This is a genomic window from Sphingomonas sp. GW821-FHT04B01 (assembly GCF_059420425.1).
In genome coordinates this window covers 794,669-812,394 of sequence record NZ_JBWKTR010000001.1, presented here as the reverse complement: position 1 = coordinate 812,394, position 17,726 = coordinate 794,669, and the positions used below count along the sequence as shown (strand labels likewise).

Genomic DNA, 17,726 nt, shown 5'->3' with positions numbered 1-17,726 from the left:
GAAGAGCTGACGCGGGCGCTACGGGCAGGTGTCGCACCCGCTTGCACCGCGCGCGTACCTTCCGTCACCCCGGCCTCGAGCCGGGGTCCCGCTTCCGCCGCCGTCGAGGAAGCGGGATGCCGGATCAGGTCCGGCATGACGGACACGGCCGCCTCGTGCCAAGCCTCTATTCTCGCGCGGATACCGCATCCGCGAGCAGCGCCCGATGCAGCCGCCCCGTCTCGCGCCAGTCGTAGCGTTCCGCATAGCGCCGCGTCGCCGCGCGCTCCGGCAGCGCCGCGAGCAGCCGCGCGATCGCCGCGCCGATCGCGCCGGCCGACCGGTTCGCGCTCAGCAGCCCCGCCTCGGGCACCCGCACCACCTCGGGCGATCCCCATATCGGCGTCGCGACCAGCGGCGTCCCGCAGGCCAGCGCCTCGAGCAGCACGTTGGCGATCCCCTCGCGATCCGCGCCGTTCACCGCCACGTCCGCCGCGCCGTAGAGATCGGGCAGCCGCGCCTGGTCGACATGGCCGAGGAAGCGCACCCGTTCCGCCACGCCCAGCTGTGCCGCCAGCGCGCGCAGCGCCGCCTCGCGCGGCCCGTCGCCGGCGATCATCAGCGTCACCCCCGGCAGCGCCGCGACCGCGCGGATCACCAGATCATGCCCCTTGCGATCGATCAGATGCCCGACCGACAGCACCGCCGGCCCGTCCAGCCCGAGCGACCGGCGCAGCGCCTCGCGGTCGGCCGGCGGCCGGAACAGCGCGAGGTCGACGCCATGCTCCACCACCCGCACCTTGTCCGCCGCCGCGCCGAGCGCGAGCAATTCGTCACGCAGCGCGCCGCACACCGTCGTCACCGCCGCGGCGCGGGCGATTGCGGCGAGGATCATCCGCCGTTCGGCACGATGTTGCGGGATCAGGCTGACGTCGGTGCCGAGCGCGCTCATCAGGAACGGTCGCCCGAACATCCCCGCGAGCAGCCCCGCCGCCACGCCGTCCGGATAGAGATAATAACTGTCGATCGCGTCGAAATCGAACGTCCGCCGCAGCTTGGCGATATGCGGATACAGCGCCGCCGCCATCAGCCACGGCGCCGCCGCCATGCCGATCTTGGGCAGCACGGGATAGCGCGGATGGCTGATCGCCAGCCCGCGCCGTGTCGCGGCCTGCGGCGCGCGGCCGAAATCCGCGTAGCGGCCGAACAGCGGATGCGCGCTGGGGAACCACGGCACCGGCGCGACGACGCGGATCTCGTCGCCGGGTCGGGCGAGATGCGCGACGCGATGCTCGATGAAGATGCCGTGCCGCGGCTGCGCGGCATTGGGATACAGGCTGGACAGCACCAGGATCTTCATGCGCGCCCCGACCGTTACGAACCATTGCCGTAACCGTCTGCGGCCGATCTGGCCATGCTGCGCGCGATCGCCTCTGCCCCAGTTCCGCACACATCCGGCGCGGCGGATGCGGCGGCGGCGGGACCCGTGATGACGGCTCCCCATCCCCCGTCACGCCGCAGGGCAATCGCATATGGACGCTCGTGCGAGCCTGTCGTCTTCCACGCCCATCCCGTCACCCCGGACTTGTTCCGGGGTCCACCCTGCGGCGAGGAGGAAGGCTTGATTCGACACCGTGCTCCTGCGGCCCCGTGGACCCCGGAACGAGTCCGGGGTGACGAACCGGGAGTGCGCTTTGCAAACGCCACGACAACCCTTCTCTTGCGAACACCGGGGATCGCGCGCCCATCCGCCGTCCGCTAGCGTTACCCCCGCATGCTGACCTGGCCCGACCTCACCAGCCGCCCGCGCGGCACGCCCGATGCGACGATCGCCTACGGACCCGACCCGCTGCAGGTGATCGACCTCTGGCGTCCCGCCGGTGCCGGGCCGCATCCGGTGGTGCTGATCGTCCACGGCGGCTGCTGGCAGACCGGCATCGCCGACCGCCGGCTGATGGACTGGGTCGCCGCCGATCTGCGCGACCACGGCATCGCATTATGGAACATCGACTATCGCGGCGTCGACCGCGCCGGGGGCGGCTATCCCGGCACCTTCCGCGACGTCGCCGCCGCCGCCGACCGGCTGCGCAGCGATGCCGCCGCGCATGGGCTCGACCTCGCCCGCCGCGTCGCGCTCGGTCATTCGGCGGGCGGCCATCTCGCCTTGTGGCTCGCCGCGCGTCACCGCATCGCCCCCGACAGCCCGCTCCACGATCCCGATCCGCTGCGCCTCGATCACGTCGTCGCCCTCGGCGCCCTGCCTGATCTCGCCGCGGTCGCCGCCAGCCCCGACAATGGTTGCGGCACCGAGGTGATCGCACAGCTCACCGACCAAAGCCGCGCCGCGCCCTATGCCGACACTTCGGTCCCACCGCTCCTCCCGCTCGGCGCGGTGCAGGACCTCGTCAACGGCCGCGAGGATCGCATCGTCCCCTATCGCCTCGCCGAGGACTATGTCGCCCGCGCCCGCGCCGCCGGCGACACGGTCCACCTCCACACCATCGCCGATACCGGTCACGTCGAACTGATCGCCCCCGGCACCCCCGCCTGGACGCACGCCCGCGCCCTCCTCCGCTCCGCTCTTGCCCGAGACGCCGCATGACCCGCGAAGACGCCCGCGCCCTCGACCGCGCCGACCCGCTCGCGCGCTTCCGCGATCGTTTCGCGCTGCCCGAGGGTCTCATCTATCTCGACGGCAATTCGCTCGGCGTGCTGCCGCGCGCCGTCACCCCCGCGCTCGCCGACACCGTCCAGCGGCAATGGGGCGAGCGGCTGATCCGCAGCTGGAACGAAGGCTGGATCGACGCCCCCCAGCGCCTCGGCGCGAAGATCGCGCCGCTGATCGGCGCCGCCGCGGACGAGGTGATCGTCGGCGACACCACCTCGACGCATCTGTTCAAGGCGCTGGTCGCCGCGCTCCGCCACCATCCCGCGCGCCGCACGATCGTCAGCGAGGCGGGCAATTTCCCCACCGACCTCCACATCGCCGAGGGCGCGGTCGCCTGCGTGGCGGGCGCGACGCTGAAGGTCGTCGCGCGCGCCGACCTCGCCACCGCGCTCGACGACGACACCGCGGTGCTGCTGCTCACCCACGTCCATTACAAGACCGCCGAACGCTTCGACCTCGCCGACTGGACCGCCCGCGCGCACGCCGCCGGCGCGCTGATCCTCTGGGACTTCAGCCACAGCGTCGGCGCGGTGCCGATCGACGTCACCGCCGCCGGTGCCGACATGGCGGTCGGCTGCACCTACAAATATCTCAACGGCGGCCCCGGCGCGCCCGCCTTCCTCTACGTCGCGCGCCGCCTGCACGATTTGCTCGCCAATCCAGTGAGCGGCTGGATGGGCCATGCCGAGCCCTTCGCCTTCACCGACGCCTATCGCCCCGCCGCGGGCATGAAGCGCTGGCTGGTCGGCACCCCGTCGATCCTCGCGATGGCGAGCCTCGAGGCCGCGCTCGACCTCTGGCGCGACATCGACCTGACGCAGATCGCCGCCAAGAGCGCCGCGCTCTTCACCATCCTCGCCGAGGCGGGCGCCGCCGCCGGCCTCCCCTGCGTCAGCCCGACCGACCCGGCGCGGCGCGGCAGCCACATCAGCTTCCGCCACGACCACGCCTATGAGGTGACGCAGGCACTGATCGCCCGCGGCGTCATCGGCGACTTCCGCGCCCCCGACGTGCTGCGCCTCGGCCTGACCCCGCTCTACCTCAGCCACGAGGACGTGTGGCGCGCCGGCGAACACCTCCGCGACGTCATCGCCACCGAGGCATGGCGCGACCCCGCTTATGCCGAACGCAACGCCGTAACCTGACCGGCCGCTCAATCGTTGAGATGCGGAAACACCTCCCCCTGCAAATTGATCGTCAACTGCAGGTTGAGCGCATGATCCATCTGCGCGCGCGCATCGCCGCGCCCGGGGCGGAACTGGTTGAGATAGCCGACGTCCGCCGTCATCAGCTTGCCGATCGGCACGACGACGCCGACGATGTTACGCATCCGCTCATAACCGCTGCGCTGCCCCCAGCGCGTGCTGTTGGGCAGCAGGAAGCTCTCGTGGCTGACGAACAGCGCCCATCTGCCCGTCCCCAGCCGCTGGTTGTAGCGCAGCAGCGGCCGCACCCGGAACCCGATCTCCGACCCGCGCGGATTGAACCGCTCGTCGACGCGGAAGCGCGTGGTGAAGCCGCCGAACGTCCCCACCACCTGCTGGCGGATACGATCCTCGTCGGCGCCGGTATTGCCGTTATGCGCCCCCACCTTGCGATAGCCGACGCCGAGTTCGACCCCCTTCGCCGCCCTGATCCCGAGCAGCGCGCCGAATTCGGTCTGGTACAATCCGTCCTGCCGGTCGCTGAACCGCGCGATCTGCTCCAGCGTGACGCGCACCCCGTCGGTCAGCGGCACGTTGGTGTTGATCTGCGTCCACAGCTGCGCATCCTGCTGCTGCGCATACGCCGGAAGGGCCGACAAGGCGGTCAGTGCCGCACCGACCGCCACGGCGGACAGAGAGCGGCCTGTGCCGCGAGACCGGTGAATGTAAATCACGTTCGCGCGTTACCGTGCATCCCAGCCGATGTCATGCGCCCGTTTCGGTATCGTTTTCGCCGGCATCGCTCGTGATTGCACCCCCGCCCCCCTTCCCCTATAGGCGCGACCATTCCGGCCCCGGCTCGCGAACCTCGCGCCGCCGGGGCTGCTCTATTTCAGGGGACACGCGCATGGCTCGGCGCCGCCAGATCTACGAAGGCAAGGCCAAGATCCTGTACGAGGGCCCCGAGCCCGGCACGCTGATCCAGTATTTCAAGGACGACGCCACCGCGTTCAACGCCCAGAAGAAGGGCACGATCAACGGCAAGGGCGTGCTCAACAACCGCATCTCCGAGCATATCTTCACGATGCTCGACGCGATCGGTGTGCCGACGCATTTCATCCGCCGGCTCAACATGCGCGAACAGCTCATCCGCCAGGTCGAGATCGTGCCGATCGAGGTCGTCGTGCGCAACGTCGCCGCCGGCTCGCTGTCGAAGCGGCTGGGGATCGAGGAGGGCGTCAAGCTCCCGCGCACGATCATCGAATATTATTACAAGGACGACGCGCTCGGCGATCCAATGATCACCGACGAGCATATCGCCGCCTTCGGCTGGGCGAGCCAGGAGGAGATGCACGACATCGCCGACCTCGCGATCCGCGTGAACGACTTCCTCAGCGGCCTGTTCGCCGGCGTCGGCATCCGGCTGGTCGACTTCAAGCTCGAATTCGGCCGCATCTGGGACAATGACTTCGGCCGGATCATCCTCGCCGATGAGATCAGCCCCGACGGCTGCCGCCTGTGGGACATGGACACCAACGAGAAGATGGACAAGGACCGCTTCCGCCGCGATCTCGGCGGCGAGGCGGAGGCCTATCAGGAGGTGGCGCGTCGCCTCGGCCTGATGCCCGAGGGCGAGGACGGCGCGGTGCTCGACCTCGACAGCCATCGCAAACGCCGGGGTAAATAAGATGAAGCTGCGTATCTTCGTGACGTTGAAGCCCGGCGTGCTCGACCCGCAGGGCCGCGCCATCCACCACGCGCTCGGCAGCCTCGGCTTCGAAGGCGTCGAGGACGTCCGCGCCGGCAAGATGTTCGAACTCGAGGTCGCTGATTCGACGACCGACGAGTCGATCGACGGCATGTGCCGCCAGTTGCTCGCCAATACGGTGATCGAGAATTTCCGCGTGGAGCGCGTCTGACATGAAAACCGCGGTCGTCGTCTTTCCGGGCTCGAACTGCGACCGCGACCTTGCGGTGGCGCTGGAACGGGTGACCGGCAGCAAGCCGGCGATGGTCTGGCACGGCGACAGCGAGCTGCCCGACGGCGTCGGCCTCGTCGCGGTGCCGGGCGGCTTCTCCTACGGCGATTACCTGCGCTCGGGCGCGATCGCGGCGCGCTCGCCGATCATGCGCGCGATCGTCGAGCAGGCGGGCCGCGGCCTGCCCGTGCTCGGCGTGTGCAACGGCTTCCAGGTGCTGACCGAGGCGGGGCTGCTGCCCGGCGCGCTGATGCGCAACGCCGGTCTCGACTTCGTCTGCCGCGACGTCGCGCTGACCGTCGCCAATGCGCAATCGGCCTTCACCAGCCGCTATGACGCGAACGAGACGATCCGCGTCCCCGTCGCCCACCACGACGGCAATTACTTCGCCGACTCGGACACGCTCGACCGGCTCGAGGGCGAAGGCCGCGTCGCCTTCCGTTATGGCGAATCGGTCAATGGTTCGGCGCGCGACATCGCCGGCGTCCTCAACGCCGCCGGCAATGTGCTCGGCATGATGCCCCACCCCGAGCGCAAGATCGAAACCGCGCACGGCGGCACCGACGGCCGCCGCCTCTTCGAAGGCGTGCTGGAGACGATCGGGGCGTAAGCCGCGCACGCCTGTAAAAGCGGGGCCTATCGCATTTGAACGTTCGCGTGGGTGTCCATCGCTTCCCAAGCCCACCCCCGTCACCCCGGACTGGTTCCGGGGTCCACTCCGCGGCGGGGAGCGTCGGTGGTGCCTCCAGCCGTGCCCCTGCGGCCCGGTGGACCCCGGAACCAGTCCGGGGTGACGGGGACAATGTAGAAGCGGCTCGATCCTCGTCCCCGCCGCCATAGGCGATAGCCCTGCCGTGAACGCGGGGCGGGCGTTGCCCCCGCCCCCGCCACGCGCCGAAGCCCGCAAGCGGCACTCGTCGCATTTCCAGCTCGGCCGACGGTTAACCACTTGTCAGCCCCGGGCCGATAGGGTGACGGCGCAAGACGCAGCCGGGGGGCTGCGTTCGACGGGCGGCGGTGCCGCGGGGGCTTTGCGCCGGATACGGCAAGAAGGAGCATTATGCTTGGGGCGATCGTCTTTACCTACGGCATGCTGATGAGCTTCGTGTTGCAGGGCGCGACCCGCAACGCCAGGCTCGCGCGGCCCAATCCGCCGATGCTGCAATATGTCGGCTATCTGCTGTGCGGCCTGTCCGCGGGTCTGTCGATCATGCTGCTGATCATGGCTTTGACGGCCAAGGCCCCCTTCCCGCTGATGTAAGCAAGGATCGGGCGAAGCGGCCGGGAACCAGTCGCTTGACACGGCGTTTGCGCCCGCCTACCTGCACTCCTCTCCGAAATACCGGCTTCCGGCGACGCTCGTTTGCGTTCGTCGCGCTTTGCGTAGATGCAAGGTCTCGGAAGGCGGTGTTGGGTCGGAGGATGCGACGAGATGGGGGCGTGCGGCCATGCCGTTCCCCGTGGAGCTAGGAGAAACATTTCATGGCACGTATCGCGGGTGTCAATATCCCGACCAACAAGCGCGTGGTGATCGCGCTGACCTACATCCACGGCATTGGCCTGACCAAGTCCAAGGAAATCATCGCCAAGCTGAACATCGCGCCGGAGCGTCGCGTGCAGGACCTGACCGATCAGGAAGTGCTGCAGATCCGCGAGACGATCGACGCCGACCACACGGTCGAGGGCGATCTGCGTCGTGAGACGGCGATGAACATCAAGCGCCTGATGGATCTCGCCTGCTATCGTGGCCTGCGCCACCGCAAGGGCCTGCCGGTCCGCGGCCAGCGCACGCACACCAATGCGCGCACCCGCAAGGGCAAGGCGAAGCCGATCGCAGGCAAGAAGAAGTAATTCGTCCGGGGGACGAATTACTCCGCCGGAGGCAGGCTCGATGCCGATTGCCCGGCGATTTCCGAATTAGGGTCAGGAATCTCAACCAATGGCACGTGAACCGCAGCGTATTCGCCGTCGCGAACGCAAGAACATCACCGCCGGCGTCGCCCATGTGAACGCCAGCTTCAACAACACCATGATCACCATCACCGACGCGCAGGGCAATGCCATCTCGTGGTCGTCGGCCGGTGCGATGGGCTTCAAGGGCAGCCGCAAGTCGACCCCGTATGCCGCTCAGGTGGCCGCGGAAGACGCCGGCAAGAAGGCCGCCGAGCACGGCGTCCGCACCCTCGAAGTCGAAGTCAAGGGTCCGGGTTCGGGCCGCGAGTCGGCGCTTCGCGCGCTGCAGGCGGTCGGGTTCCAGATCACCTCGATCCGCGACGTCACCTCGATCCCGCACAACGGTGTGCGTCCGTCGAAGCGTCGCCGCGTCTGATCTTCCACGCGCCGGCTGACGAGTCAGCGCGTTTTTCTCCCGGCTGGAGCTGCCCCCGTTCCGGCCCAAATTAGGGGACACCTGTGTCTGTCAATGCAAAGAACTGGCAGGAACTGAAGAAGCCCAACGGCCTTGAGAAAAAGGGCGGCGACGGCAAGCGGAAGGCGACCTTCGTGGCCGAGCCGCTGGAGCGTGGCTTCGGCCTGACGCTCGGCAACGCGCTGCGTCGCGTGCTGCTCTCCTCGCTGCAGGGCGCGGCCGTGACCTCGATCAAGATCGAGAACGTGCTGCACGAATTCTCCAGCCTGGCGGGCGTCCGCGAGGACGTCACCGACATCGTTCTGAACGTCAAGCAGATCGCGATCCGCATGCAGGGCGAGGGGCCGAAGCGCCTCCAGCTCTCGGCGACCGGCCCCGGCGAAGTCAAGGCCGGCGACATCGCCGTGTCGGGCGACATCGAGGTGATGAACCCCGAGCTGGTGCTGTGCCACCTCGACGAAGGCGCGACGCTCAACATGGAGCTGACCGCCGACATCGGTAAGGGCTACGTTCCCGCGACCGCCAACCGTCCGGCCGATGCGCCGATCGGCCTGATCCCGGTCGACGCGCTCTATTCGCCGGTACGTCAGGTGTCGTACAAGGTCGACCCGACCCGCGTCGGTCAGGACCTCGATTACGACAAGCTGACGCTGACGATCGAGACCGACGGCACCGTGACGCCCGAGGACGCGGTGGCCTATGCCGGTCGTATCCTGCAGGACCAGCTGGCGCTGTTCGTCCACTTCGACGATTCGGCGATCACCCGTTCGTCCGCGCCGATCGGCCAGGCGGCCGCTCCGGCGGCTGGCGGCGACGCGGCCGGCGATACGCAGCAGATCAATCGTTACCTCCTCAAGAAGGTCGACGAGCTCGAACTGTCGGTGCGTTCGGCCAACTGCCTCAAGAACGACAACATCATCTACATCGGTGACCTCGTCGGCAAGACCGAGGCCGAGATGCTCCGGACCCCGAACTTCGGCCGCAAGTCGTTGAACGAGATCAAGGAAGTCCTCTCGTCCATGGGCCTGCGCCTCGGCATGGAAATCCCGGGCTGGCCGCCCGAGAACATCGAAGAGATGGCGAAGAAGCTCGAGCAGGAAATTATGGGTTGATCGCAGCGGATTAGCGCAAGCTAATCCGCGCCTCGGCGATCAACTCGGCCGACGGGCAGGGAAGCGGCGAAGCCGCAACCCTGACCCGTTCGACGTGATCGGTGCGGCTTCGCCGCACCGCCACCCGCCCCCCCAAGGACACGTCTCTTTGCGTGACCTTTATGAACTTACCGGGGCCCGAATGGCGGTGGCCCGTTACGAACCGCCTGGTCTGGGGATCTCCGTAAAACGGCCCCATAACGAACGAAGGAAGTTACCATGCGTCATCGCGTCGGCGGCCGTAAGCTGCAGCGTACCTCGGCCCATCGTATTGCGCTGTTCCGCAACATGTCGGCCGCGCTCATCAAGCATGAGCAGATCACCACCACCGTCGCCAAGGCGAAGGAACTGCGTCCCTACGTCGAGAAGCTGATCACGCTGGCCAAGAAGGGCGGCCTGTCGAACCGTCGTCTCGCCCATGCGCGCCTGCTCGACGACGCGCAGCTCGTGAAGCTGTTCGACGTCCTCGCCTCGCGCTACGCCGATCGCAACGGCGGCTACACCCGCATCATCAAGGCCGGCATCCGCGCCTCGGACGCCTCGCCGATGGCGATCATCGAGTTCGTCGACCGTGACGTCTCAGCCAAGGGCCAGGATTCGGGTCCGGTCCAGTCGGACGAGGATTTCGACGAAGCGGCATAAGCCCCGCCCCTTCATCCCGGGCAGGTCCCGGAATGACGGAAAAGCTCTGGAGGCCGCGTCAGCAATGGCGCGGCCTCTTTCGTTATCGGCGTCGCATCGCTACACGCCCGCCATGCAGCACACCGACACCATCCTGATCGTCGACTTCGGCAGCCAGGTGACCCAGCTCATTGCCCGTCGCGTCCGCGAAGCGGGCGTCTATAGCGAGGTCGCCCCCTTCCAGTCCGCCGAGGCCGCGTTCGAGCGGCTCAAGCCCGCCGGCATTATCCTGTCGGGCGGCCCCGCCTCCGTCACTGCCGAGAACAGCCCGCGCGCGCCGCAAGCCTTCTTCGAGGCGGGCATTCCGATCCTCGGCATCTGCTACGGACAGCAGCTGATGAGCGCGCAGCTCGGTGGCAACGTCATCGTCTCGGGCGACGGCGGCGAGTTCGGCAAGGCCTATGTCGAGGTGAAGGCCGATTGCGCGCTGTTCGACGGCCTCTGGGCCGAAGGCGAGCGCCACCAGGTCTGGATGAGCCACGGCGACAAGGTCGATGCGATCCCGCCCGGCTTCAGCCCCGTCGCGACCTCGGAAGGCGCACCCTATGCGATCGTCGCCGACGAGTCGCGCCGCTTCTATGGTGTCCAGTTCCACCCCGAGGTCGTCCACACGCCGGATGGCGGCAGGCTGATCGCCAATTTCGCCCGCCACGTCTGCGGCCTCGCCGGCGACTGGACGATGGCCGAGTTCCGCGAGGCGAAGATCGCCGAGATCCGCGCTCAGGTCGGCAGCGGCAAGGTGATCTGCGGCCTGTCGGGCGGGGTCGATTCGTCGGTCGCCGCGCTGCTGATCCATGAGGCGATCGGCGATCAGCTCACCTGCGTGTTCGTCGATGGCGGCATCCTGCGCGCCGGCGAGGCCGAACAGGTCGTCAGCCTGTTCAGCGGCCATTACAACATCCCGCTCGTCCATGTGGAGGCGCAGGACCTGTTCATGGACGGCCTCGCCGGCGTCACCGACCCCGAGGCGAAGCGCAAGTTCATCGGCAAGACCTTCATCGACGTGTTCGAGGCGGAGGCGAAGAAGATCGGCGGGGCCGAATTCCTCGCGCAGGGGACGCTCTACCCCGACGTGATCGAGAGCGTCAGCTTCACCGGCGGCCCCTCGGTGACGATCAAGAGCCACCACAATGTCGGCGGCCTGCCCGAGCGGATGAACATGAAGCTCGTCGAGCCGCTGCGGGAATTGTTCAAGGACGAGGTGCGCGCACTCGGCCGCGAACTCGGCCTGCCCGACGTCTTCGTAGGTCGCCACCCCTTCCCCGGACCCGGCCTCGCGATCCGCATCCCGGGCGAGGTGACGCGCGAGCGCTGCGACATACTGCGCAAGGCGGATGCGGTCTATCTCGAGGAGATCCGCAACGCCGGCCTGTACGATGCGATCTGGCAGGCGTTTGCGGTGTTGCTGCCGGTGCGGACGGTCGGGGTGATGGGTGACGGCCGCACCTATGACCATGTGCTCGCCCTGCGGGCGGTGACCTCGACCGACGGCATGACCGCCGAGGTGTTCGACTTCCCCAGCGACTTCCTGCCGCGCGTTGCCACCCGCATCGTCAACGAGGTCAAGGGCGTCAACCGCGTGGTCTACGACTATACGTCGAAGCCGCCCGGCACGATCGAATGGGAATGACCGGGCGCCAGTAACGGTGCGGGCAGCGATGCCCGCGCCGTTCGCATTCAGAGGGTCACCCGCAGCGACAGCGAGGTGGTGCGGCCGTTGATCGAGCGCGCGCGGACGATGCCGTTGGCGGGGATCGATCCGTCCTCCGCCTCGGTGAAGCCGCGCACGTCGAACAGATTGTTGGCGTTCAGCGAGAGCAGCAGCCGGTCGGTCCAGCGCCATTGCGCGAAGCCGTTGACCTGGGTGAAGCCGGGCAGCCGCAGGTCGCCGACGTCCTGCGCATAGCTGCTGGTCGTGCCGACGACATTGACGCCGACGCTGAACCGGTCGACGGTGACCTGCGGCGTCGCCTGGAAGATCAGAGCCGCCTGCCGCCGCGGCGTGCGGCCGACGCTCTGCGGGCTGAGCGCATCCTCGGTGACCTTGGCATCGGTATAGGTCGCGCCGACCGTGAGGTCGAACGGCCCGTAGCCATAGCCGCCGTCGAATTCGAGGCCGTAGGCGCGGTATTTGCGGTCGATGAAGGTCTGGCGCGTCGCCTCGAAGTTCTGCTCCTCGGTGCCGGCCCAGAAGCCGGTCAGATTGGCGGTGAGGCCGTCATGGCGATATTTCAGCCCGGCCTCGGCCTGACGGACATAGTCGATGGCGGCGTCGCGGTTGGTCAGCGATCCGTCGACGGGGCTCACCTGCGGCCCGAACAGCAGACGGTCGGCGTTGGCGCGCGCGCCGCGGCTGTAGCGGGCGAAGACCGCGAAGGGCTCGGACACGCGGAGGTTGATGCCCGCCGAATAGGACAGATAATGCCAGGTGTAATCGACCGGCGCCGGGCTGGTCAGCGGGATCACCGCCACCCGTCGCTCGGCGGCGGAGAGGCGATCGTCGCCGTCGATATCGAAGACGGTCGTGCCAATCCGGTTGCCGCCGAGGTCGGCGCCGTAGATCGACCCGCGCGCGCTGCCGTAATCGTAGCGGACGCTGGCGCCGAGCGCGACGCGGCCGATCTTGTAGTTGAGCGAGCCGAATGGCGCGTTGACTGCATAATCGACGCGATAGCTGCGCCGGCAGCAGCCGCCGAACCATGACGCGCCGAAGCCGTAATAGCCGTTCTGCGTGACGGCACGGCCGCGGCCGTCGAACACGTCGACCAGGGCCGCGCGCCCGTCGCCCCGCACGTCCATCAGCGTCGAGGTCCACAGCCAGTCGGTGTCGACCGTCTGGCGCGACGCGTAGAAGCCGGCGGTGGTGGTCAGGTCGCCCTTGCCGACGCGGTCGACGCGGCTGACGCGCAGATCATTGGTGACGTTGTTAAGGCTGTTGAGCTTGACGTCGAACACGACGATGCGGGCGAGCAGGCCGTTGCCGTTGATCGCGGACGGATCGGCGATCGCCTGACCGGCGGCCGGGCCGGTGGCGTAACGCAGCGTCGCGCCTCTGCCGCCGAGGTCGGTCGCGGTCGCGGTCGCCGCCGCTCCGTCCACCGTGGCCGGGAAGTTCGAGATGAATCGTCCGGAGATGTCCGCATAGCGGAAGCGTTCGGTCAGCATCCAGCCCGACAGATCGACCTGCGTCTCGACGCCGATCGCCTTGACCACCGGATGCTGGCCGTCGCCCAGGTCGTCGACCACCGGATTGTTGTGCCCGTCGAGCGTGACGTTGCTGGTGACGTAGCGCGAGAGCAGCGCATCGTGCGCAATCGAGAAGCTCGGGATGTCCTCGTAATGCGGGTGGCCGTCGCTACCGGTGACGCGCACCGGGTTGGGGAGATAGGCCGCCGAGCGGTCGTCGAGCAGCTTGCCGTAGAGGCGGACGTAGCCGCCGGTGAACGCTCGGGTGACGTTGACCTTGATCTGGCCGCCCTTGGTGCCGTCATAGCCGACGTGGCGCGGCCCCTCGCCCTGATGGTAGAAGCCGCCGACCTGGAAGCGTGTACCTTCGGCGACCTTGCCGCCGTAGGTGAAGTCGACGCGATGCTCGTCATAGTCGAGCCCGGTGCTCGCCTGGATCGCACCGCCGGCGACTTCGCCGGTCTTGGAGATCAAATTGACGACGCCGCCCGGCGAGTTGGACGAGAAGGTCGAGGCGGAGCCGCCGCGGATCGCCTCGACCGAGGCGAGATTGAGGTCGGCGCGCAGGAAGATGTCGGCATTGCCGAAGGTGATGTCGCCGAATTCGAGGATGGGCAGGCCGTCTTCCTGCAATTGCAGGAACTTGGCGCCGCCAGTCGCGATCGGCAGGCCGCGGATCGAGATATTGGCATTGCCGTCGCCGCCCGAGCTTTCCGAGCGGATGCCGGGGATGTTGCGGAAAATCTCGGCGGTCGAGCGCGGCGCGATCTTGAGGATTTCGGTCTCGCGCAGCGAGCTGGTCGAGATCGCGCTGTCGAGCCGGTCGCGGCCGCGTGCGACCGCGGTGACGATGATGTCGGTGTTCTTCGCCGGCGTCCGCGCCGGATCGCCCGCCTTCTGCTCCGCCTCGGCCGGCATGTCCTGTGCGCTGACCGCCTGCGGCAGGACATTGGCGAGGGTAATCATCGTCAAGCTTAGTCGGGCAAGAAGCACGGGGGGTCTCCATATGGGAAGCATACGGAGCCATTCTAGGGGATGTTTTCAAATGGCAGCGCTATCAGCGCAAAAATCACAATCGTTTGTAAGGAGATCGTCATAACCGAGCCGCGGTAACGACATAGCCTTATCATCAGCCGGCAGCGGCAAACCCAAAAGTGTTATTTGGATCAATGCTTTGGAGGCGCGACCGTGATGACGGCAGGACCATGGTGACGTCAGCCTGGGACCAGGATCTGGCGCGCCCGGCTGGATTCGAACCAGCGGCCACAAGCTTAGAAGGCTCGTGCTCTATCCATCTGAGCTACGGGCGCGCGCGGCAGACCGATTAGCGCGGTTTGCGCGGGACGGGAACCGCCATATAATGCGCCGCCATGGGCGAGCGGGGCGAACGGGCGATCGATGCCGCGGCGATGCGCGGGCAGGCGTTCCGCTATTACGACTTCGTCATGGCGGCGTTCGTCGCGATCCTGTTGCTGTCCAATGTGATCGGCGCAGGCAAGGTGGCGCAGATCGTGCTGCCCGGCATCGGGCCATGGCCGTTCGGCGCGGGCATCCTGTTCTTTCCGGTCAGTTACGTGATCGGCGACGTGCTGACCGAAGTCTATGGCTATGCGCGGGCGCGGCGGGTGATCTGGGCGGGTACCGCCGCGGTGGTTTTCATGGCGTTCATGAGCTGGGTGGTGGTCGCGCTGCCGCCGGCGCCGAGCTGGGGCAATCAGGCCGCCTATGCGACGATCTTCGGCCAGGTGCCGCGGATCGTGCTGGCGAGCGTCTGCGCCTTCTGGGCGGGTGAGTTCGTCAATTCCTACGTCATGGCGCGGATGAAGGTGCGTACCGCGGGCAGGCATCTGTGGATGCGGACGATCGGTTCGACGGTGCTCGGCGAGGGCGTGGACAGCCTGATCTTCTATCCACTCGCCTTCCTCGGCGCGGCGGGGTTCACGCCGGCGCTGGTGGTCAAGGTGATGCTGACGCAATGGGCGCTCAAGGTGGCGTGGGAGGTGATCCTGACGCCCGTCACCTATGTCGTCGTGGCGGCGCTGAAGCGCGCCGAGGGCGTCGACGTCTTCGACCGGGCGACCGACTTCACGCCGTTCCGGACGGGGGTGTGATCGGACCGGTGTTGGACGACATGGACAAGATGGACACCTTAATGGAAACGATCCGCTCCTATCGTTTCCGTTTTGGAGGTGATGGATCGACGATGCGAAAGAGCCGGCGGCGGGAATAGCAGGCGGGGCGCATGTAGGACAGCGCGGCAGAGGCTCGCTCAGCCCGGCCGTCAGTCCAGGCCGTGCGAGACGCGCGGATGCCGCATCAATGGACCGGCAGCACGATACGCGCGATGAGACCCGGCACGTTGTCCGCCAGTTCGAACCGGCCGTTGTGGAGTCGCGCGACCGCCTCGATCAGCGCCATGCCGAGGCCCGCGCCCGGAGTCGTGCGTGCCGCGTCGAGCCGGCCGAAGCGCTTGAGCGCCTGTGCGCGGTCGGCTTCGGCGATGCCGGTGCCGCGATCCTCGACTTGGATCGCGATCTCCTGCGCGTGGCAGACGAGGAGCAGCGTCAGCACGCCCCCGCTCGCGGCATGTTTGAGCGCATTGTCGATGAGATTGGTGATCGCCTGGCTGAGCAATTCGCGGTGCAGTGGCATCGCCGGCGCGGAGGCGTCGATCGCGACGGTGAAGTCGAGCCCCGCCTCTTCCGCCACCGGCTCGTAGAGTTCGGCGATCTCCTCGACCAGTTCGGCGGGTTCGACGAGGATGAACCGGTCGCGCGACACCGATTCGGAGCGGCTGATCTCGATCACCATCGTCAGCATGCGCATGACGAGGTCGGTCTCGACCAGCAGCCCGCCAAGTGCCGCCTCGCGCGCCGCGGGGTCGGCGATCAGCACCGCCTGCTCGGTCTTGGTGCGCAGCCGGGTGAGCGGCGAGCGCAGGTCATGCGCCATACTGTCGGTGACGACGCGCAATTCGACCATCAGCCGTTCGAGCTTGCCGAGCATCAGATTGAGCTGATGGCCGAGTCGGTCGAACGCGTCGCGCCGCGCCGGTGCGACCGGCACGCGGCGCGAAAGATCACCCTCCCCCGCCGCCTCGATCACCGCCGCGATGCGGTTGAGGCGCAGACCGACGTAGCGCGCGAGCACCAGTCCGGCACCGACGCCAAGGATCAGCGAGAGCAGCACCGCGACCGCGAGCGCGCCCTCGATCGCATTGCGCTCCGCCTCGACCAGATCGAGGCGGCGCCCGGTCAGCAGCCAGTGATCGCCGATCGGGCGCAGCGTATAGCCGATGTCGTTGGTCGCCTCGCTGGTGTCGAAGTCGGCGATGCGGAACTGGCTGGGGACGAGCGGGATGCCGACATGCGCGGGGGCGTAGCCGGCAACGCGATTGCCGTTGCGGTCGAGCACCGCGAGCAGCAGGGCGGTGTCGCCGGCGACGCGGGCGTGTTCGATCGCCTCGATTACCGCGGCGAGCCCGTCGGCGCGGTAGATAGCGCGCATCGCGTCCGACTGTTCGATCGTCTCGCGCCGGACGGTGCCGACCACCGCGGCGTCGGTCTGCTTCCAGACGAAGCCGACGAGCACGAGGTTGGAGATCAGCGCGAGCGCGATCGACAACAGGGCGATGCGGGCGGTGACGGACAGGCGCATGGCCCGTCCTAACCGACCGACCATCAAATGCGAATCCGGATCAGACGGGATCGGCGGCAAGCCGGTAGCCGGCGCCCCGCACCGTGTGAAGGATCGGCGAGGCGAAGCCGTCCTCGAGCTTGCGACGCAGACGGCCGATATGGACGTCGACGACGTTCGAGCCCGGATCGAAGTGATAGTTCCAGATCTTCTCGAGCATCATCGTCCGCGTGACGACCTGTCCGGCATGGCGGGCGAGGAATTCAAGCAGGTTGAATTCGCGCGCGCCGAGCGGGATGTTGCGGCCGGCGCGGGTGACATGCCGGGCAAGCAGGTCGATCTCGAGATCGCCGACCGCGAGCTTGGTCTTGGTCGGCTCGGTGGCGACGCGGTCGCTGCGGCGGACCAACGCCTCAATCCGCGCGGACAGTTCGGCGAAGGAGAAGGGCTTGCAGAGATAATCGTCGGCGCCGGCCTTGAGCCCGTCGACGCGATCGTCGACCGCGGCGAGCGCGGAGAGGACGAGCACCGGCGTCGCGATGCCCGCCGCGCGGATCGCGCTGACCATCGAAAGGCCGTCGAGGCCGGGCAGCATGCGATCGGCGATGATAAGGTCGAAGATGCCCTCGCTGGCGAGGAACAGGCCGTCGCGGCCGTCGCGCGCCGATTCGACGGAATAGCCGCCCTCGGACAGGCCCTTGGCGAGATAGGCGGCGGTCGAGCTGTCATCCTCGACGATCAGGATCTTTCGGCTCACGGTGTCTTGCTCACGCTTCCTCACTACAGGAAAGGCCGGCGGAAAGCATCCCTTCCGCCGGCCCCTACGGCACCCCCGGGAGTGACGGGTACCGATCTCGACAAACCTGCCGATCGACGCTGCGACCGTGGGTTACGGTCTAGCGGAGCGGTGGTAGCGATGCGGTGACCGTCAGA

17 protein-coding genes and 1 tRNA gene are annotated in these 17,726 nt (G+C 67.8%); 12 read left to right on the top strand and 6 right to left on the bottom strand.

The window, feature by feature from the left end:
• Positions 1-166 precede the first annotated feature (166 nt).
• Positions 167-1,339, bottom strand: coding sequence for a glycosyltransferase (locus AC07UH_RS03970; RefSeq protein ID WP_495179289.1), 1,173 nt, complete (start codon positions 1,337-1,339; stop codon positions 167-169).
• A gap of 414 nt (positions 1,340-1,753) precedes the next feature.
• On the opposite strand from AC07UH_RS03970, the gene AC07UH_RS03965 reads away from it, so the two are divergent.
• Together AC07UH_RS03965 and kynU are read left to right on the top strand one after the other, a co-directional pair.
• A complete protein-coding gene (locus AC07UH_RS03965; RefSeq protein ID WP_495179290.1) occupies positions 1,754-2,581 on the top strand; it encodes an alpha/beta hydrolase in 828 nt (275 codons plus the stop codon).
• Positions 2,578-3,792, top strand: a complete 1,215-nt coding sequence (gene kynU, locus AC07UH_RS03960) for a kynureninase (RefSeq protein WP_495179291.1) — start codon at positions 2,578-2,580, stop codon at positions 3,790-3,792. The genes AC07UH_RS03965 and kynU overlap by 4 nt, the downstream gene beginning before the upstream one ends.
• Before the next feature lie 8 nt (positions 3,793-3,800).
• Here kynU and AC07UH_RS03955 read toward each other — a convergent pair whose 3' ends face one another.
• Positions 3,801-4,478, bottom strand: coding sequence for a DUF2490 domain-containing protein (locus tag AC07UH_RS03955; RefSeq protein WP_495179292.1), 678 nt, complete (start codon positions 4,476-4,478; stop codon positions 3,801-3,803).
• Positions 4,479-4,699: 221 nt separating this feature from the next.
• Between AC07UH_RS03955 and purC the strand changes: the two genes are divergently transcribed.
• From purC to guaA, 9 genes are all read left to right on the top strand, one after another.
• The gene (purC, locus tag AC07UH_RS03950; RefSeq protein WP_038663332.1) at positions 4,700-5,479 is read left to right on the top strand and encodes a phosphoribosylaminoimidazolesuccinocarboxamide synthase; all 780 of its coding nucleotides are present in this window, start codon (positions 4,700-4,702) and stop codon (positions 5,477-5,479) included.
• Position 5,480: 1 nt separating this feature from the next.
• Complete coding sequence (gene purS, locus AC07UH_RS03945; protein WP_038663334.1) at positions 5,481-5,711, top strand: phosphoribosylformylglycinamidine synthase subunit PurS; 231 nt, start codon at positions 5,481-5,483, stop codon at positions 5,709-5,711.
• Position 5,712: 1 nt separating this feature from the next.
• Positions 5,713-6,381 carry a phosphoribosylformylglycinamidine synthase subunit PurQ gene (gene purQ / locus AC07UH_RS03940; protein WP_038663335.1) on the top strand — a complete coding sequence of 223 codons (669 nt, stop codon included), beginning with the start codon at positions 5,713-5,715 and terminating at the stop codon, positions 6,379-6,381.
• Between the two features lie 450 nt (positions 6,382-6,831).
• On the top strand, positions 6,832-7,032 hold the full coding sequence (locus AC07UH_RS03935) for a hypothetical protein (RefSeq protein WP_038663336.1): 201 nt from the start codon (positions 6,832-6,834) through the stop codon (positions 7,030-7,032).
• 221 nt (positions 7,033-7,253) lie between these two features.
• Positions 7,254-7,622, top strand: a complete 369-nt coding sequence (gene rpsM / locus AC07UH_RS03930) for a 30S ribosomal protein S13 (RefSeq protein ID WP_038663341.1) — start codon at positions 7,254-7,256, stop codon at positions 7,620-7,622.
• Positions 7,623-7,710: 88 nt separating this feature from the next.
• Positions 7,711-8,100: a 30S ribosomal protein S11 gene (rpsK, locus tag AC07UH_RS03925; protein ID WP_037534130.1), complete on the top strand. Its 390-nt coding sequence runs from the start codon at positions 7,711-7,713 to the stop codon at positions 8,098-8,100.
• An 83-nt stretch (positions 8,101-8,183) separates the two neighbouring features.
• Positions 8,184-9,251, top strand: coding sequence for a DNA-directed RNA polymerase subunit alpha (locus AC07UH_RS03920; RefSeq protein WP_038663345.1), 1,068 nt, complete (start codon positions 8,184-8,186; stop codon positions 9,249-9,251).
• A 258-nt stretch (positions 9,252-9,509) separates the two neighbouring features.
• Entirely contained in the window at positions 9,510-9,932 is a 423-nt protein-coding gene (rplQ, locus tag AC07UH_RS03915) for a 50S ribosomal protein L17 (protein WP_038663347.1), read from the top strand.
• 112 nt (positions 9,933-10,044) lie between these two features.
• Positions 10,045-11,601, top strand: coding sequence for a glutamine-hydrolyzing GMP synthase (guaA, locus tag AC07UH_RS03910; protein ID WP_495179293.1), 1,557 nt, complete (start codon positions 10,045-10,047; stop codon positions 11,599-11,601).
• A 47-nt stretch (positions 11,602-11,648) separates the two neighbouring features.
• On the opposite strand, the gene AC07UH_RS03905 is transcribed toward guaA, so the two are convergent.
• Entirely contained in the window at positions 11,649-14,123 is a 2,475-nt protein-coding gene (locus tag AC07UH_RS03905) for a TonB-dependent receptor domain-containing protein (RefSeq protein ID WP_495179793.1), read from the bottom strand.
• 267 nt (positions 14,124-14,390) lie between these two features.
• A tRNA-Arg gene (locus AC07UH_RS03900) sits at positions 14,391-14,467 on the bottom strand.
• A 60-nt stretch (positions 14,468-14,527) separates the two neighbouring features.
• Here AC07UH_RS03900 and AC07UH_RS03895 point away from each other — a divergent pair.
• Entirely contained in the window at positions 14,528-15,268 is a 741-nt protein-coding gene (locus tag AC07UH_RS03895; RefSeq protein ID WP_495179294.1) for a queuosine precursor transporter, read from the top strand.
• 205 nt (positions 15,269-15,473) lie between these two features.
• On the opposite strand, the gene AC07UH_RS03890 is transcribed toward AC07UH_RS03895, so the two are convergent.
• Together AC07UH_RS03890 and AC07UH_RS03885 are read right to left on the bottom strand one after the other, a co-directional pair.
• Positions 15,474-16,814 carry a sensor histidine kinase gene (locus AC07UH_RS03890; RefSeq protein ID WP_495179295.1) on the bottom strand — a complete coding sequence of 447 codons (1,341 nt, stop codon included), beginning with the start codon at positions 16,812-16,814 and terminating at the stop codon, positions 15,474-15,476.
• Positions 16,815-16,854: 40 nt separating this feature from the next.
• Positions 16,855-17,550: a winged helix-turn-helix domain-containing protein gene (locus AC07UH_RS03885; protein WP_038663357.1), complete on the bottom strand. Its 696-nt coding sequence runs from the start codon at positions 17,548-17,550 to the stop codon at positions 16,855-16,857.
• Positions 17,551-17,726: the final 176 nt, after the last annotated feature.

Excerpts from the sequence above, each read along its gene's own strand:
- AC07UH_RS03905 (WP_495179793.1), bottom strand. The coding sequence starts at position 14,123 with ATGATTACCCTCGCCAATGTCCTGCCGCAGGCGGTCAGCGCACAGGAC.
- purQ (WP_038663335.1), top strand. The coding sequence starts at position 5,713 with ATGAAAACCGCGGTCGTCGTCTTTCCGGGCTCGAACTGCGACCGCGAC.
- kynU (WP_495179291.1), top strand. The coding sequence starts at position 2,578 with ATGACCCGCGAAGACGCCCGCGCCCTCGACCGCGCCGACCCGCTCGCG.
- purS (WP_038663334.1), top strand. The coding sequence starts at position 5,481 with ATGAAGCTGCGTATCTTCGTGACGTTGAAGCCCGGCGTGCTCGACCCG.
- AC07UH_RS03935 (WP_038663336.1), top strand. The coding sequence starts at position 6,832 with ATGCTTGGGGCGATCGTCTTTACCTACGGCATGCTGATGAGCTTCGTG.
- rpsK (WP_037534130.1), top strand. The coding sequence starts at position 7,711 with ATGGCACGTGAACCGCAGCGTATTCGCCGTCGCGAACGCAAGAACATC.
- AC07UH_RS03965 (WP_495179290.1), top strand. The coding sequence starts at position 1,754 with ATGCTGACCTGGCCCGACCTCACCAGCCGCCCGCGCGGCACGCCCGAT.
- AC07UH_RS03895 (WP_495179294.1), top strand. The coding sequence starts at position 14,528 with ATGGGCGAGCGGGGCGAACGGGCGATCGATGCCGCGGCGATGCGCGGG.
- AC07UH_RS03970 (WP_495179289.1), bottom strand. The coding sequence starts at position 1,339 with ATGAAGATCCTGGTGCTGTCCAGCCTGTATCCCAATGCCGCGCAGCCG.
- rpsM (WP_038663341.1), top strand. The coding sequence starts at position 7,254 with ATGGCACGTATCGCGGGTGTCAATATCCCGACCAACAAGCGCGTGGTG.
- guaA (WP_495179293.1), top strand. The coding sequence starts at position 10,045 with ATGCAGCACACCGACACCATCCTGATCGTCGACTTCGGCAGCCAGGTG.
- AC07UH_RS03890 (WP_495179295.1), bottom strand. The coding sequence starts at position 16,814 with ATGCGCCTGTCCGTCACCGCCCGCATCGCCCTGTTGTCGATCGCGCTC.
- purC (WP_038663332.1), top strand. The coding sequence starts at position 4,700 with ATGGCTCGGCGCCGCCAGATCTACGAAGGCAAGGCCAAGATCCTGTAC.
- rplQ (WP_038663347.1), top strand. The coding sequence starts at position 9,510 with ATGCGTCATCGCGTCGGCGGCCGTAAGCTGCAGCGTACCTCGGCCCAT.